Origin of the sequence: Burkholderia cepacia ATCC 25416 (genome assembly GCF_001411495.1) — a bacterium.
GTDB classification, from domain to species: domain Bacteria; phylum Pseudomonadota; class Gammaproteobacteria; order Burkholderiales; family Burkholderiaceae; genus Burkholderia; species Burkholderia cepacia.
This window is the reverse complement of the sequence record NZ_CP012981.1, coordinates 353,468-367,748: the sequence shown is the minus strand read 5'-3', so window position 1 is coordinate 367,748 and position 14,281 is coordinate 353,468. Positions and strand designations below refer to the sequence as shown.

General features: G+C 71.0%; 12 protein-coding genes. 5 read left to right on the top strand and 7 right to left on the bottom strand.

Going from position 1 to position 14,281, the window contains the following annotated elements; all coding sequences use genetic code 11:
- Positions 1-46: 46 nt before the first annotated feature.
- From APZ15_RS01690 to APZ15_RS01665, 6 genes are all read right to left on the bottom strand, one after another.
- Entirely contained in the window at positions 47-940 is an 894-nt protein-coding gene (locus APZ15_RS01690; protein ID WP_027789123.1) for a polysaccharide deacetylase family protein, read from the bottom strand.
- Positions 937-3,438, bottom strand: coding sequence for an MMPL family transporter (locus APZ15_RS01685; RefSeq protein ID WP_027789124.1), 2,502 nt, complete (start codon positions 3,436-3,438; stop codon positions 937-939). The genes APZ15_RS01690 and APZ15_RS01685 overlap by 4 nt, the downstream gene beginning before the upstream one ends.
- Positions 3,438-4,097, bottom strand: a complete 660-nt coding sequence (locus tag APZ15_RS01680) for an outer membrane lipoprotein carrier protein LolA (RefSeq protein ID WP_027789125.1) — start codon at positions 4,095-4,097, stop codon at positions 3,438-3,440. The genes APZ15_RS01685 and APZ15_RS01680 overlap by 1 nt, the downstream gene beginning before the upstream one ends.
- Positions 4,094-5,077 (bottom strand): LpxL/LpxP family acyltransferase, encoded by a 984-nt coding sequence (locus tag APZ15_RS01675; protein WP_027789126.1) that lies wholly within the window; start codon positions 5,075-5,077, stop codon positions 4,094-4,096. The genes APZ15_RS01680 and APZ15_RS01675 overlap by 4 nt, the downstream gene beginning before the upstream one ends.
- On the bottom strand, positions 5,074-6,801 hold the full coding sequence (locus APZ15_RS01670) for an acyl-CoA synthetase family protein (protein ID WP_027789127.1): 1,728 nt from the start codon (positions 6,799-6,801) through the stop codon (positions 5,074-5,076). Before APZ15_RS01670 ends, APZ15_RS01675 begins: the two co-directional genes overlap by 4 nt.
- A 64-nt stretch (positions 6,802-6,865) precedes the next feature.
- The gene (locus APZ15_RS01665) at positions 6,866-7,519 is read right to left on the bottom strand and encodes a COG4648 family protein (RefSeq protein ID WP_027789128.1); all 654 of its coding nucleotides are present in this window, start codon (positions 7,517-7,519) and stop codon (positions 6,866-6,868) included.
- Positions 7,520-8,089: 570 nt separating this feature from the next.
- Here APZ15_RS01665 and APZ15_RS01660 point away from each other — a divergent pair.
- From APZ15_RS01660 to loiP, 5 genes are all read left to right on the top strand, one after another.
- Entirely contained in the window at positions 8,090-8,350 is a 261-nt protein-coding gene (locus tag APZ15_RS01660) for a phosphopantetheine-binding protein (RefSeq protein WP_027789129.1), read from the top strand.
- 110 nt (positions 8,351-8,460) lie between these two features.
- Positions 8,461-9,177: a 3-oxoacyl-ACP reductase FabG gene (gene fabG, locus APZ15_RS01655; RefSeq protein ID WP_021160651.1), complete on the top strand. Its 717-nt coding sequence runs from the start codon at positions 8,461-8,463 to the stop codon at positions 9,175-9,177.
- Between the two features lie 102 nt (positions 9,178-9,279).
- Positions 9,280-10,581 carry a chorismate transformation FkbO/Hyg5 family protein gene (locus tag APZ15_RS01650; protein ID WP_226153293.1) on the top strand — a complete coding sequence of 434 codons (1,302 nt, stop codon included), beginning with the start codon at positions 9,280-9,282 and terminating at the stop codon, positions 10,579-10,581.
- A gap of 125 nt (positions 10,582-10,706) precedes the next feature.
- A complete protein-coding gene (locus tag APZ15_RS01645) occupies positions 10,707-11,489 on the top strand; it encodes a glycosyltransferase family 2 protein (RefSeq protein WP_027789131.1) in 783 nt (260 codons plus the stop codon).
- Between the two features lie 195 nt (positions 11,490-11,684).
- A complete protein-coding gene (gene loiP / locus APZ15_RS01640) occupies positions 11,685-12,446 on the top strand; it encodes a metalloprotease LoiP (protein ID WP_027789132.1) in 762 nt (253 codons plus the stop codon).
- A 110-nt stretch (positions 12,447-12,556) separates the two neighbouring features.
- On the opposite strand, the gene APZ15_RS01635 is transcribed toward loiP, so the two are convergent.
- Positions 12,557-14,269 carry a lactate permease LctP family transporter gene (locus tag APZ15_RS01635; protein ID WP_027789133.1) on the bottom strand — a complete coding sequence of 571 codons (1,713 nt, stop codon included), beginning with the start codon at positions 14,267-14,269 and terminating at the stop codon, positions 12,557-12,559.
- Between the last annotated feature and the right edge of the window lie 12 nt (positions 14,270-14,281).

The following is a 14,281-nucleotide window of genomic DNA, read 5'->3' as shown; positions in this document are numbered from 1 at the left end:
GCCGGAACGGGCGCCGCAGCAGGGCTGGCAGGCGCGCCGCTCGAGGTCAGATTTTATCAAACGGGGGGGCCGAACCGGTCGGCTCGCGCGGCCCGGCCGGCGGTTCGGGCGCGAGCGCCGCGCGCAGCGTGACCCAGTGCAGCTGCGCGTCGGCGGCCGCGCGCAGCACCGCTTGCAGCACGTCGAGCACGACCGGTTCGCCGCGCGCGTCGCGCGCCGCGTGGCCGTCGTGCACGAGCAGGATGTCGCGCGGCGCGAGACCGTGCAGCAGGCGGCGCGTGACGGTCGCGGCATCGTGCTCGCGCGTGTCGAAACCGCGCCGCGTCCAGCTCGCCAGCTGCAGGCCGAGCTCGCACAGCACCGGTTCGAGGAACGGATTGCGCAGGCCGGCCGGCGCGCGGAAGAACAGCGGGCGCGTACCGGCGATCTCGGTCAGCGTCCGTTGCGCGGCGGCGATCTCGCGCCGCAGCGCGGCGGGCCCCGACAGCGAGAACGTATGCCGGTGCCGCTGGCTGTGGTTTTCGATCGCGTGACCGCGCGCGACGATCGCCTCGATCCAGCGCGGATGACGGCGCGCGAGATCGCCGATGCAGAAGAACGTCGCGCGCGCGTCGTAACGGTCGAGCAGGTCGAGCACGCGCGGCGTGACGTCGGGGTCCGGGCCGTCGTCGATCGTCAATGCGATGCGGCGGCCGGCGCCGGGCGGCAGGCGCGTCCAGTTCGGCCCGAGCAGTGCGCTGCGCGGCCACAGGCCGGCGGCGGTCAGCGCGAGATGCGACGCGACCACGCCGCCGACCGCCCACGGCCACACGGCCGGCTGCGCGACGACGGCGGCTGCCGCGCCCGCGTGCAGCGCGGCGGTGCCCGCGATCAGCGGCGTGGGCTGCCAGCGGCGCGCATCGCCGGGCTGTCGGTGCGGAATGGACGACGGTGCATTCATGCGCGGCTTCCTTGATGACGGTTGCCGGCCGCGGCCGCGGCCGCGCGCGGCGCGAGGATCGCCGCGAACGCGAGCGCGAGCATCGCGCCGGGGCCGACGGTCAGCCCGAAGGTCTCGAGCAGCGGCACGCGCGACAGCGCCAGCAGCCCGAAGCCGGCGACCGTCGCGAGGTTCGCGATCAGCAGCGATACGAGCGTGCGGGGCGTGACGGGTTGCGCGTCGTCGCGCTTGCAGAAGAACAGCGCGTAGTTCGAGCCGACCGCGACGATCAGCAGCATCCCGACGAGGTGCAGGATCGTCAGCGGCACGCCGGCGAGCGCGAAGCCGGCCGTCACGACCAGCACGGCCGCGACGAGCGGGGCGAGTGCGCGCACGGCACGGCGCGGCGAGCGCAGGGCGATCAGCAGCAGCACGGCGATCGCGGCGAAACCCGCGAGCGACAGCCGGATGTCCTCGTGCACGTAGCTCACGTACAGGCGATCGGCTTCGGCTTTCATGTCGACGAACAGCGCATCGGGCACGCCCGCGCGCGCGACGGCCGCGCGGATCGGTGTCGCATCGAGACTCGATGCCGGTTGCGCGGTGCGGGCGGCGTCCGGCGCGCGCAGCGGCAGCATCGCGCTCCAGCGGCCGTCGCGTTCGGTCAGCAGCGCATCGACGGCGAGCGCCATCGACGTGCCGCGCAGGTCCGCGCGCGTCAGCAGCCGCGCGTGGCGCGCGGCTTCGACGTCGGCGATGAACGGTGCGAACAGGTCGGGCCTGACCGCGATCGGCTGGTTCGCGACGGCATCGCGCATCCGCGCGGCGAGCACATCGGCATCCGGCAGGCTCGCGAGGCGCGCGCGCTGCGCGGCGTCGCTCGGCAGGAAGCGCGCGGGGGTTTCGAAACCCGCGAGCGCGCCCCGGTCGACGAGCGGCTGCAACTGCGCGGCGACCCGTTCCGCGCGTTCGAGCGCGGCCTGTTCGGTCGGCGCGGCAATCACGACGAGGTAGCGCACGTCGGGCGCGCCGACATCGGCCCGCAGCCGTGCGTCGAGCGCCTGCGCTTGCGCGGGCACGGGGCTCAGCGCGGCGAGTTCGCGGCTCCACAGGCCGTCGCGATGCAGCACGAGCGTCGCGCCCGCGGCGATCACCAGCACGGCGAGCGGCCAGCGCAGCCGCGGCGCGGCGTCGGCCGCGCGCGCGAGCACGGCGCCGATGCGCGACACGTCGCGGATCGCGACATGCTCGCCGCGCAGGTGCGGCAGCACGAAGCGCGTGACGAGCGCGGCGGCCGTCAGCCCGACGATCGAATACAGCCCGAGCTGCACGAGGCCGGGGAACCCGGAGAACAGCATCGACGCGAAACCGCACACGGACGTCAGCACGCCGAGCCGGATCGTCGGCCAGTACGCGGCGACCCAGGCGCGCGTCGCATCGGCCGGTCGCGCCGCGCCGCGCGTGCCGGCCTGCGCCGATTGCACGAACAGGTAGATCGAATAGTCGACGGCTTCGCCGATCAGCGTCGTACCGAAACCGAGCGTCAGCCCGTGGACCGTGCCGAACGCGACGCTGACCGCCGCGATTCCCGCCGCGACGCCCGTCAGCACCGGCAGCAAGCCGAGCGCGAGCGTGCGCGGTGAACGGTACAGCGTCAGCAGCAACGCGACGATCAGCATGACGCTCGCCGTCGACAGCCTTTCGACGTCGTGCCGGATCGTGTCGCGCGTGTCGACCGAGAACACGCCGGGGCCCGTCATCGCGAGCGTGGCGGCGGCGGCGTTCGGCATGGCCTGCTTCGAGGCCTGCTTTGCGGTCTGCTTCGCGGCGGCGAACGCGCGGCGCACCGCGTCGATCGCGCGGGCCTGGGCATCGGTATCGGAACCGGCGGCGGCCGTCTGCACGACGAGTACCGCGCGGGTGCCGTCGCGCGACGCCCACACGCCGTCGCGGCTCGCCGGTTGCGCCGCGCCGTCGAGCTGGTCGACGAGCGTGGCAACTTCGCCGGTCGGGTCGCGCGGCAGCAGCGCCTTGGCCACGAGGCCGGCCGACGAGCTCAGCAGGTCGAGGCTGTCGCCGAGCGCCTGGTGCAGGCCGTCGGCGCTGAAGCGCTGCGGCGTGACGGCCGGGCTCAGCAGATAGCGGTGATCGAAGATGAACTGCCGGTCGCGCGCGTCGTTCGCCGCTTCGCCGTTGTGGACCGCCGCGAACTGCGGATCGGCGCGCAGCGTGCCGGCCACGCGCCGCGACAGCGCGGCGCGCGTGGCTGCATCGCCGCCGTCGATCGCGACGAGGATCAGCCGCGACACGATGCCGGCGCGCAACTGGTCGACGAGCACGCGCTGCCCGGCGCTCGGCGAACTCGGCAGGAACGCGGACAGGTCGGCCGTGAAGTGCGCGCGCCCGATCGCGATGCCGCACGCGACGAGCGCGAGCAGCCACACGAGCACCGCGCGCTGCCGCAGCGCGTGCAGGCGGCGGGCGACCGGCGAAGATGGGGGCCGGGTGCGTTCGTCCATCAGTTCGGGTTCGCCGGAACGGGTTGCAGGCGCATCACCGAACGGTCGCCGTCGGCCTGCCGGATCGCGACGCTGCGCAACAGGTCGCGCGTGCCGTCGAGCGTGATCGTGCTGACGACCTTCAGCATCCGCGAGTCGAGCGGCGTGAGCGTCAGCGTCCAGTCGTCGCCGCGCCCGGCGAGTGCGACCTTGTAGACCTGTTCGAGCGCGAAGCGGTTGCCGGCGAGCGTCGCGCGGATGCTGTCGATGAACGCGCCGAGTTCCGGATAGCGCGCGAGCGCGAGCGTGTACTTGCGGCTGTTGCGCTCGACGGTGAGCATGTCGCCGTCGACGACGAGGTGTTCGGGCTTCGGGCTCAGCGTGTGCTTCTCGAGATGGTCCGGCGCGACGAACACGAGTTCGCCGGACGATTCGACCGGCTGCGTCGCGATCGACAGGTACTTCGTCTCGGTGAACGTCGCGCGCCCCGACTTGTGCTGCGCGAGCGTCGACATCAGCCGGTCGAGGGTCCACGCCGGCGCCGCGTCGGCCGCCCGCGCGGGCGCGGCGGCCAGCGCGATCGCGGCGGTGCTTGCGGCGACGGCGATGGCGGCGGCCAGCGTGCGGACGGCGCGACGCAGGGCGGGCGTGAGCGTGGGCAGGCGGCGAACGGCGGTCATGCGTCGGAATCCCTCGTGGCGGACAGGCCGGCACCGGCGCACGCGGCGTCGCCGCGCGCGGCCGCGGTCGCGGCATCGCCGCCGTGCCAGAAGTCGAAATAGTTGAACCAGTTGTACGGTGCCGAGCGACAGTACCTGTCGAGCAGTGCGACGTAGCGCGCGAGTGCCGCGTCGACGGCCGCCGCGCGCGCGTCGCGCCGCACGTCGGAGAAATCGGCGAGCGTCTCGAAGTGCACGTCGTAACGGTTGCCGTCGCGATAGAGGCCCGTCATGAAGATCACCGGGCGCCGCAGCATCGCGGCCATGTAGAGCGGCCCGAGCGGGAACGCGGCCGGCGCGCCGAGCAGCGGCAGCCGCCGCAGCGACGCGGCCGCGTCGTCGAGCAGCGTGCGGTCGGCGAGCATGCCGACCATGCAGTTCGCGTCGAGGCGCTCGCGCACCTTCAGCATCGAGTCGACTTGCCCGAGCGGAATCACTTCCGGCTGCGCGGCGGGATTCACCGCGGCGAGCGTCGCGTTGATCTTGCGCGCGTTCTTCTCGTACATCGTCACGACGACGCGCAGGTCCGGGTGCGTGCGGCCGATCGCGCGCACGACCTCGAAGCTGCCGAGATGCGCACCCATCAGGAACGCGCCGCGTCCGCCCGCGAGCGCTTCGTCTACCAGCGTCTCGCCGTGCAGCCGGATGTCGAACAGGTCGAAGCGCCCGTTCATCAGGTAGATGCGGTCGTGGATCGTCGCCGCGAACGTGAACACGTGCCGGTACACGTCGCGCCAGCGCGCGGGGCGGCCGAGCACGCGGCGCAGGTAGTCGCGCGACGCCGCGCACGCGACCGGCGAAAACAGCACGAAATACGTCGCGATCAGGTGCAGCACGACGCGCGCGCGCTGCCGGCCGAAGCGCAGCGAGATCCACGTCATCGCGCGCAGCAAGCCCGCGTTGCTGCGCTCCTGGCGTTCGGCCCACGCGGTGCGCTTCATGGCTGCGCGCCGTCCTGCGCGGCCGGCGGCGCGGACAGCACGCCGCTCGCGACGTCGCGCGCCCCGGCGCGCAGCGTGAAGCGGATCGCACCGCCGGCCGCGGCGTCGTACGCGAGATCGAGCGGCTCGCCGGGCGCGACCGGGCTCAGGAATTTCGCGGCCCCGAGCCGCCACGCGTGCAGCGGGCGGTTCAGCGCGGTGCCGAGCGCATGGATCGCGTGATCGAGCAGCACGACGCCCGGCACGACCGGATGGCCGGGGAAGTGGCCGGGCAGTGCCGGGTGATCGGCGGGGATCGTGAACCCGAGTGCGGGCGTGCCGGCCGGATCGGGCACGGGCACGGGGCGCGCATGTTGCGCAACGAGTGCGGCGAGTACGTCGCGCGGCAGCTTGCCGGTTTCGTTGCGCGGCAGTGCGTCGACGAACACGAGCGGGCGCGGCATGAACGCGGGATCGATCCGCTCGCGCAGCGCGCGCTGCAGACCGGCTGCCGTGAGCGTCGGCGCGACGACGAGCGCGACGAGGCGCGTGACCGGCTCGAGGCGGGTGTCGTCGTGTGCCGCCGCGGCTTCGTCGGGCATGAAGAATACGCCGTCGAGCACCTGCGGAATCGCGTTGAGCTGATGGTTCAGGTACGCGAGCGACGTGCGCTTGCCGGCGATGTTGACGAGGTCGGCCTTGCGGCCGTGCAGCAGGAACCGGCCGTCGCCGAGCAGTTCGAGTGCATCGCCCATCGGCACGGGTGCCTCCACATGTCCGCCCGACACCCACACGGTCGGGCCGCTGTCGTCGTCCGGTTCGGCGCGCGCGTCGAGGCGGATGTCCGGGAACAGTTCCCATGCCGCGCCCTGCGACGTGCGGCGGGTGGCGATCTGGCCGGTTTCGGTGCTGCCGTAGATCTCGACGAGCGGCGCGTCGAGCGCGGCCTCGGCTTCGCACGCGAGCTTTTCCGACAGCGGCGCGGTGGCCGACAGCACGAGCGCCGCGCGCGGCAGCGCATGGCCGGCGGCGAGCAACGCACGCAGGTGGATCGGCGACGTGACGAGCACGCGCGGTTGCGGGATCGTATCGAGTTCGTCCCGAATGTCGACCGGGTAGAACGGCTGGCGGTTGCTGAACGCGAGGCCGCCGATCAGCGCGAGCAGCACCGTCGACTCGAAGCCGTACATGTGCTGCGCGGGTACCGTGCCGATCAGCGTGGCCGCGTGGCCGTCGAGCAGCCCGAGGCGGTCGGCCGCCGCGCGCACGCAGCCGACCAGGAAGCCCCAGGTCTTGCGGTGCGGCACCGGCGCGCCGGTCGAGCCGGACGTGAACACGTAGGCCATGATCCGCGCCGCATCGATCTGCGGCACGGCGAACGGCGCATCGTCCGCGAGCGCGCCGGGGGCGGCATCGGGGTACGCGAAGCGCGGCAGGTCGATCGTGCAGTCGGGCGCGTCGTGCAGGCAGAACGCGTCGGGTGCGAACGACGCGAGCTGGCGGACCATTTCCGGCGTATGCGTCGACGGCAGCAGGCTGACCTTGCCGGCAACGAGCGCGGCGCACAGGCTGACCGCGAAGCGGTAGCGGTCGCGGCATACGTTGAACACGTGCGCGCCGGCGGGCAGCGCGGCGGCCACGCGCGCGACGTCGGCGACGAACGTGCGCACGGTGACGGGCGCGCCGTCGCGCCAGGCGATCGTCTGGTCGGGCGACGAATGGAAAACCAGCGGGTGAGTCGGCATAGATCGGTCGAAACAGGAGCGAAGGCCGGCGCGGCCGCGTTGCGGCGCCGCGCCGGCCGTGAATTCATCGTGATGCCTGCGACGCGTGTGTCGTCGCGCGATACGCGCGCACCGCGTCGACCATGCGCGGCCGCGGTTCGTGCGGCAGGGCGAAGCGTCGGCACGCATGCTCGGCCGCGAACATCACGGCGACGAGCGGCAGCGACAGGTAGTTCGCGAACGTCGACCACGTGACGATCGGCGCGGTCGCGAACAGCAGCGTCGACACGGCGGCGATCGCGACGAAGAACAGCGTCCACGCGAGCGTGATCTGCCGCGTGTAGTGCGCGACGGCCGGCGTGATCGCGCCGTGGATCATCGTCGCGAAATGCGTGCACAGCGGCACCTTGCCGGCCGCGAGCGTACGGCCGAACAGCAGCGCCATCGCGAGGTTGAAACTCGCGTGTTCCAGGTACAGGCCCCATTCGAAGTGCCGCGCGAGCGGCACGCGCGCGGCCCACAGCGCGGCGGCGGCAAGCAGCCATGCGGACACGAACCCGATGCGGTGCGGCGAGCGCAGCGCCGCGCCCAGCGCGAGCAGCAGCGGCGGCACGAGCGCCATCGCGAGGCCGAGGCCGTGCGCGCCGGGCGTCGCGGCCGCGTAGTGCGCGCCGGCCTGGTATGCCGCGACGGCGCCGACCGCGGCGATGCCGCGTGCGACAGGCAGCAGCCGGCTCATCGGCGGCCTCCGTGCGCACGGCGCGGGTACTCGTCACCGGCGGCCGGGCGGCGGCGGAAGGACGGGCGAACCGGAACGGAGCGGAAGGACGGGCGCGGCATGACTGGCGACATCGGGCGGATCGTGGCCGGACGCGAGGGTCGGGCCGTCAAACATCAGATGAAAGGCGGCCGGGACGGGTCCGGGCCGGTGGTCGGGCACGCTCATTTTAGGGCCGCGGCACCGCGTGTTCGGAGCGGGCGCGAACGGGTTTTGTAACCGATTGTATGGCGCCGGACGAACGGTTTCGCGGGGTCGGTCCATTTCCATCCAAAGCGGCTCAAGCATCTGGTGCATTCGGGTCCCGCAACGGGGCGCCGCGCCGGCCCGCCAGTCTGTAACCATTGGCGGTATACGGCCCGATACCCGTTCGTCTAGAATCCGCGTAACTTTTACAAACGATCCCCAAAAAACGCAGGCGGGGAAGCCGGCAGACGCCGGAGGGACGGAGATTCGCACGCGCCGGGCGTGCATGGCGATTGCCGTTTCCGGGCGCCTTCCGCTGCCACGGGCCGCCTGCCCGCACGCATGATGAACGCACTGGAACAAGAGCTCGCCACGCTGATCATCGGCGAACTGAATCTCGAAGACGTCCCGCTCGAAACAGTGACGGCCGACACCCCGCTGTACGGCGAGGGTTTCGGGCTCGACTCCATCGACATCCTGGAAATCGCGCTGCTGATCTCGAAGAAATTCGGCTTCGAGCTGCGTTCGGACAATCCGGACAACCAGAAGATCTTCGCGACGCTCGGTGCACTGGCTGCGTACGTCGCCGCGCACCGCACGAAGTGACGGCGTCGCGCACGGGCGCGGCGCGCAGATGAGGACGGCACGCGGCCGCGATCGGCAGACGATACGCGGCCGCGTCGATCGAGGTGAAACGCGATGAACGGAGCTATTCGATGCGGGCGCTCGTGACGGGCGGCAGCGGCGCACTCGGGCAGGCGATCTGCACGGCGCTCGCGCAGGCCGGCCATGAAGTGTGGGTGCATGCGAACCGCCATCTCGCGCAGGCGGAAGCGGTCGCGCAGCAGATCGTCGCGGCCGGCGGCACCGCGCGCGCGATCGCGTTCGACGTGACCGACGCCGATGCGACGCTCGCCGCGCTGGCGCCGCTGGCCGACGATGCGCCGGTGCAGATCCTCGTCAACAACGCGGGCATTCACGACGATGCGCCGATGGCCGGCATGTCGCGCCGGCAGTGGCACAGCGTGATCGATGTGACGCTCAACGGCTTCTTCAACGTCACGCAGCCGCTGTTGCTGCCGATGATCCGCACGCGGCGCGGACGGATCGTCAACATCGCGTCGGTGGCCGGCGTGACCGGCAATCGCGGGCAGGTCAACTACGCGGCCGCGAAGGCGGGGCTGATCGGCGCGACGAAGTCGCTGTCGCTGGAGCTCGCGTCGCGCGGCATCACCGTGAATGCGGTCGCGCCCGGCATCATCGAATCGCCGATGGCCGAACAGGCGTTTCCCGCCGAACGCATCAAGCAGCTCGTGCCCGCGCAGCGCGCGGGCCGGCCCGACGAAGTCGCGGCGATGGTCGCGTACCTGGTGTCCGACGCCGCGGCCTATGTGACGGGGCAGGTGCTGTCCGTCAACGGCGGGCTCGCATGACGAGGCGCGCGGCGTCGGCGTGACGTAATGCAACGCGGCATGACGCAACGCAGCGTATGCCGCGAGGTTGCGCGGCCAGCGCCGCATAGTGAGGAAATCGAAGTGTCCGTGCATCCAGTCGACGCCGAACGGCGCCCGTGTTCCCTGTCGTCCTCTGCTGCGCCGTTCGCGCGCGGGCAGGCGGCCGGGCCGGCCGCATCGCGACCGGGCGTGCCGCTCGCGCACGACGAGGGCCGCGCGCTGCGGCTCGTCCGGATGAGCCATGCCCGGCTCGCCGCGTTGCTGCACGATGCACGCGGCCGTGGCGACGGATTCGACCGCGTGTTGCCCGGCGCACTGGGCGCGGTGTGCATCGGCGCGGGCGAGCTGCAGCGCGCATCCCGAACCGGCTCGCACGCGGACGCGGCGGCGCGGATGCTGGCCGAAGTCGTGCCCGACCTGCCGGTCGCGCCGGTGCCGATGGCGCTGCTCGGCGCCGGCATCGCGCCGGACGACGCCGTCTGCGAAATCTGGCAATGCCATGCGCGCGACCTGCGCAGCGAACGACACGGCGCGCTGCACTATCGCTACAGCGAAACGGCGGGTCTCGTGTTCGGCAGCATCGTCGTGCACGAGCACGACACGCCCGACGCGCATCGCGACGGCGGCACGCCGCTCGAACGCGCGACGCACGATGCGTACCGCGCGCTGTTCGACGTGCTCGATTCGCTCGGCATGCCGCATCCGCTGCGCATCTGGAATACGGTGCCGGCGATCAATGCGGTGCAGTTCGGGATCGAGCGCTATCGTCAGTTCAATATCGGCCGCCAGCATGCGTTCGACGCGTGCCGCCGCGCGCTGACGGGCGGCGTGCCGGCCGCGTGCGCGCTCGGTTCGATCGTGCCGGTCGCGGGCGATGCATCGCCCGCCGCGCCGCTCGCGATCCATTTCCTCGCGAGCCGCACGCCGGCCGATCCGGTCGAGAACCCGCGCCAGGTGAGCGCGTATCACTATCCGGCTCAGTACGGCCCGCGGGCACCGACGTTCGCGCGCGCAGCCGCATGGCCGGCGGACGATGGCGCGCCGGTGCTGTTCGTGTCGGGCACCGCGAGCATCGTCGGGCATCGCACCGTGCATCTCGGCGACGTCGTCGCGCAAACGCGCGAGACGGTCGCGAACCTCGCGGCCGTGCTCGAGCAGGCCGCGCGCCAGGGGCACGGCCCGTTCACGCTCGCCGACCTGAGCTATCGCGTCTACGTGCGCGACGCCGGCGATGCCGCGGCGCTGGCCGCGATCGGGCAGGTGCTGCGCGACGCGGCCGGCCCCGGCGTGCGGCCGCTCGTCGTCCATGCAGACGTGTGTCGCGACGACCTGCTGGTCGAGATCGAGGCCAGCGCGGGTCATGAGGAGGCGTGGCTGTCATGAAGCGCGAGAGCCTCACGATCCGGCAACCGGCTCCGCATTCGGACGGCGTCGACGAAGCCTGCCGGCGTTCGCCGGCAAGTCATACACTTTTGTCAGGATCCCCGTCTTCGCAATCGGCCGTTTCCATGTCCAAGCAGCACGCCTCGTCCACCCATCTCGTCCTGATTCCGAGCTACAACCCGGGCACCAAGGTCGACACGACCGTGCGCAATGCGCGAGCGCAGTGGAATCCGGTATGGGTCGTCGTCGACGGCAGCACCGACGGCAGCGCCGAACGGCTGCAGGCCATGGCCGAACGCGACCCGGGGTTGCGCGTGATCGTGCTGCCCGAGAACCGCGGCAAGGGCGCGGCGGTGCTCGCCGGGCTCGACGCGGCAGCCGCGAGCGGCTTCACGCATGTGTTGACGATGGATTCCGACGGCCAGCATCCGGCCGACCTGATTCCGGAGTTCATGGCCGCGTCGCAGGCCGCACCCGACGCAATGGTGCTGGGCGTGCCGAAGTTCGATGCGAGCGCGCCGCAGTTGCGCGTGCAGGGCCGCCGGCTGTCGAACGCATGGGCCGACCTCGAGACGCTGTGGGCGGGAATCGGCGATTCGCTGTACGGGTTTCGCGTGTATCCGGTCGCGCCGCTGGCCGCGATCATGCGCCGCCAGCCGTGGATGCGCGGCTTCGACTTCGATCCCGAGGCGGCCGTGCGGCTGTGCTGGGCCGGCGTGCGTCCGATCCGCATCGACGCGCCGGTGCGCTATTTCGGCCGTCACGAGGGCGGCGTCTCGCACTTCCACTACGGCCGCGACAACGCGCTGCTCGCGTGGATGCACCTGCGCCTTTTCACCGGCTTCGTGGTGCGGCTGCCGATGCTGGTCGCGCGGCGGCTGGCGCGACGCCACGATCAGACGGCCTGAGCACACCCGATTTCGATGCCGATCGTCGCCCGGTCGCGGCGATTGCCCCGTTTTTTGTCGTCAATCCCGCGCCGGCGCACCGCTTCATTCCAGTTCGCTGAGTAATGAACGTGTCATCCGATGTAAACATCTGGTAATTTTCTGCCGGATTATGCAAAATCGCCGCTCCCAAATAAAACTATCGAGGGATCCGGGATGCAACTCAAGAAAGCGGTGGCAGCGTGTGGCGTGGCGTTTCTGTTGAGCGCGTGCGGCGGGGTACAGAGCCTTGACGCGAACAGCCTGACGTCGGCGGGGACGAGCCTGTACAAGGCAGCGACGTTGTCGGATGCCGACATCGCCGCGCTGTCGAACGATTCGTGCAAGTCGAGCGATGCGGAATCGAAGGTCGCGCCGGCGAACAGCGCGTACTCGAAGCGTCTGACGAAAGTGATGAAGGGCTTCGGCGACATGACGCTGAACGGCCAGAAGATCAACTACAAGGTCTACATGACCAAGGACGTCAACGCGTGGGCGATGGGCAACGGCTGCGTGCGCGTGTACAGCGGCCTGATGGACATGATGAACGACGACGAGCTGCGCGGCGTGATCGGCCATGAAATGGGCCACGTTGCGCTGGGTCACTCGAAGAAGGCGATGCAGACGGCCTACGCGGTCAGCGCGGCGCGCACCGCGGCCGGCGCGGCATCGCCGGGCGTGGCGGCGCTGACGAGCTCGCAGCTCGGCGACATCACCGAGAAGTTCATCAACGCGCAGTTCTCGCAGACGCAGGAAAGCGCGGCCGACGATTACTCGTTCGACCTGATGAAGCAGAAGAACATGAGCCAGAAGGGCCTCGTCACCGCATTCCAGAAGCTCGCGCAGCTCGATGGCGGCAAGAGCTCGATGATGAGCTCGCACCCGTCGTCGTCGAGCCGGGCGCAGCACATCCAGGATCGCATCGCGAAGGGCAGCTGATCGCCGCCCGATGCGCCGGCTCCGTCCGGCGCCCTGGATGAACGAAACCCCACGCTTCGCGGCGTGGGGTTTTTGTTTTTCGGGGGACCGGAAAACGGCCGGCCGCTTGCTTACGGCACCATCCCCGGCAACACGTACGCCTGCACGAGCGTGATCACCCCGACGATCACCGCGAACAGCAGGCTGTGGCGCACGGTGAAGCGGAACAGCTCCGACTCCTTGCCGACGAGGCCCGTTGCCGCGCAGGCCACCGCGATCGACTGCGGCGAGATCATCTTCGCGGTCACGCCGCCCGTCGTGTTCGCGGCCACCGCGAGCGTCTCGGGTACGCCGAGCTGATGGGCCGTGGCCTGCTGCAGCGAGCAGAACAGCGCATTCGACGACGTGTCCGAGCCCGTCAGGAACACCCCGAGCCAGCCGAGGAACGGCGAGAAGAACGGGAACGCGGCGCCGGTCGCGGCCAGCATCAGCGCGAGCGTCGACGACATCCCCGAATAGTTCGCGACGAACGCGAATGCGAGCACGAGGCCGATCGACAGGATCGGGCGGGTCAGTTCCTTCAGCGTCTCGCCGAACGTGACGAGCGCGTCGCGCGGCTTCATCCGCAGCAGCACCATCGAGATCAGCGCGGTCACGAGGATCGCGCTGCCTACCGCCGACACGAGATCGATCTTCAGCACGGCGTCGAGCGCCTTCGGCGTCGCGGCGATCGGTGCGGTCTTCACGACGAGCTGGTCGAGCCCCGCCACGTGGAATTTCAGCACGGTCGACGCGAGCGCGCCGTGGGCGGCGAACAGCGCCTTGAACGGCGCGATGCTCCACACGGTGACGACGGCCGTCAGGATCAGGAACGGCGACCATGCGCGCACGGTCTGCGCGAGCGTGTACGGCGATGCCTGCCGGCTGGTGCCCGCGCTGAAGCCGTTGCGCGAACCTGCGCCGCCGAAGCCCGCGAGCGCGGCGCCGCCGCCCGACGCAACGACGCTGCCGGCCGCCTGCTTCGCGGTGCGCGGCTGCCAGACCTTCAGGAACGCGGCGAGCGCGACGAGGCTGACGAGCGACGACGTGATGTCCGGCAGCTCGGGCCCGATGTGGTTCGACGTGAAGTATTGCGTCACCGCGAAGCTGCCGCCCGCGACGAGCGCGGCCGGCCAGGTCTGCCGCACGCCGCGCAGCCCGTCCATCATGAACACGAGCCAGAACGGCACCGCGAGCGACAGCAGCGGCAACTGGCGGCCGGCCATCGCGCCGATATGGAACGGGTCGATGCCCGTCACCTGTCCGGCGACGATGATCGGGATCCCCATCGCACCGAACGCGACCGGCGCGGTGTTTGCAATCAGACACAGTCCAGCCGCGTGCAGCGGCTTGAAGCCGAGCCCGACAAGCAGCGCGGCCGTGATCGCGACGGGTGCGCCGAAGCCGGCCGCGCCTTCGAGGAACGCGCCGAACGAGAAGCCGATCAGCAGCATCTGCAGGCGCTGGTCGTCGGTGATCGACAGCACGGACGCGCGGATGATGTCGAACTGGCCGGTCTTCACGACGATCTTGTACAGGAACACGGCCGCGACGATGATCCACGCGATCGGCCACAGGCCGTATGCGAAGCCGAAACCGGCCGCCGCGAGCGCCTGCGGCACGGGCATCCCGTATGCGAGGATCGCGACGCCGAGCGACAGCAGCAGCGTGATCGCCGCGGCGACGTGCCCCTTGAGCCGCAGCGCGGCCAGCGCGGCGAAAAAGAAAATGATCGGGATTGCGGCGACGAACGCCGACAGCCCGAGGCTGCCGAGCGGCGTATAGATCTGGTGCCAAACCTGCATGGGTGTCTCCTC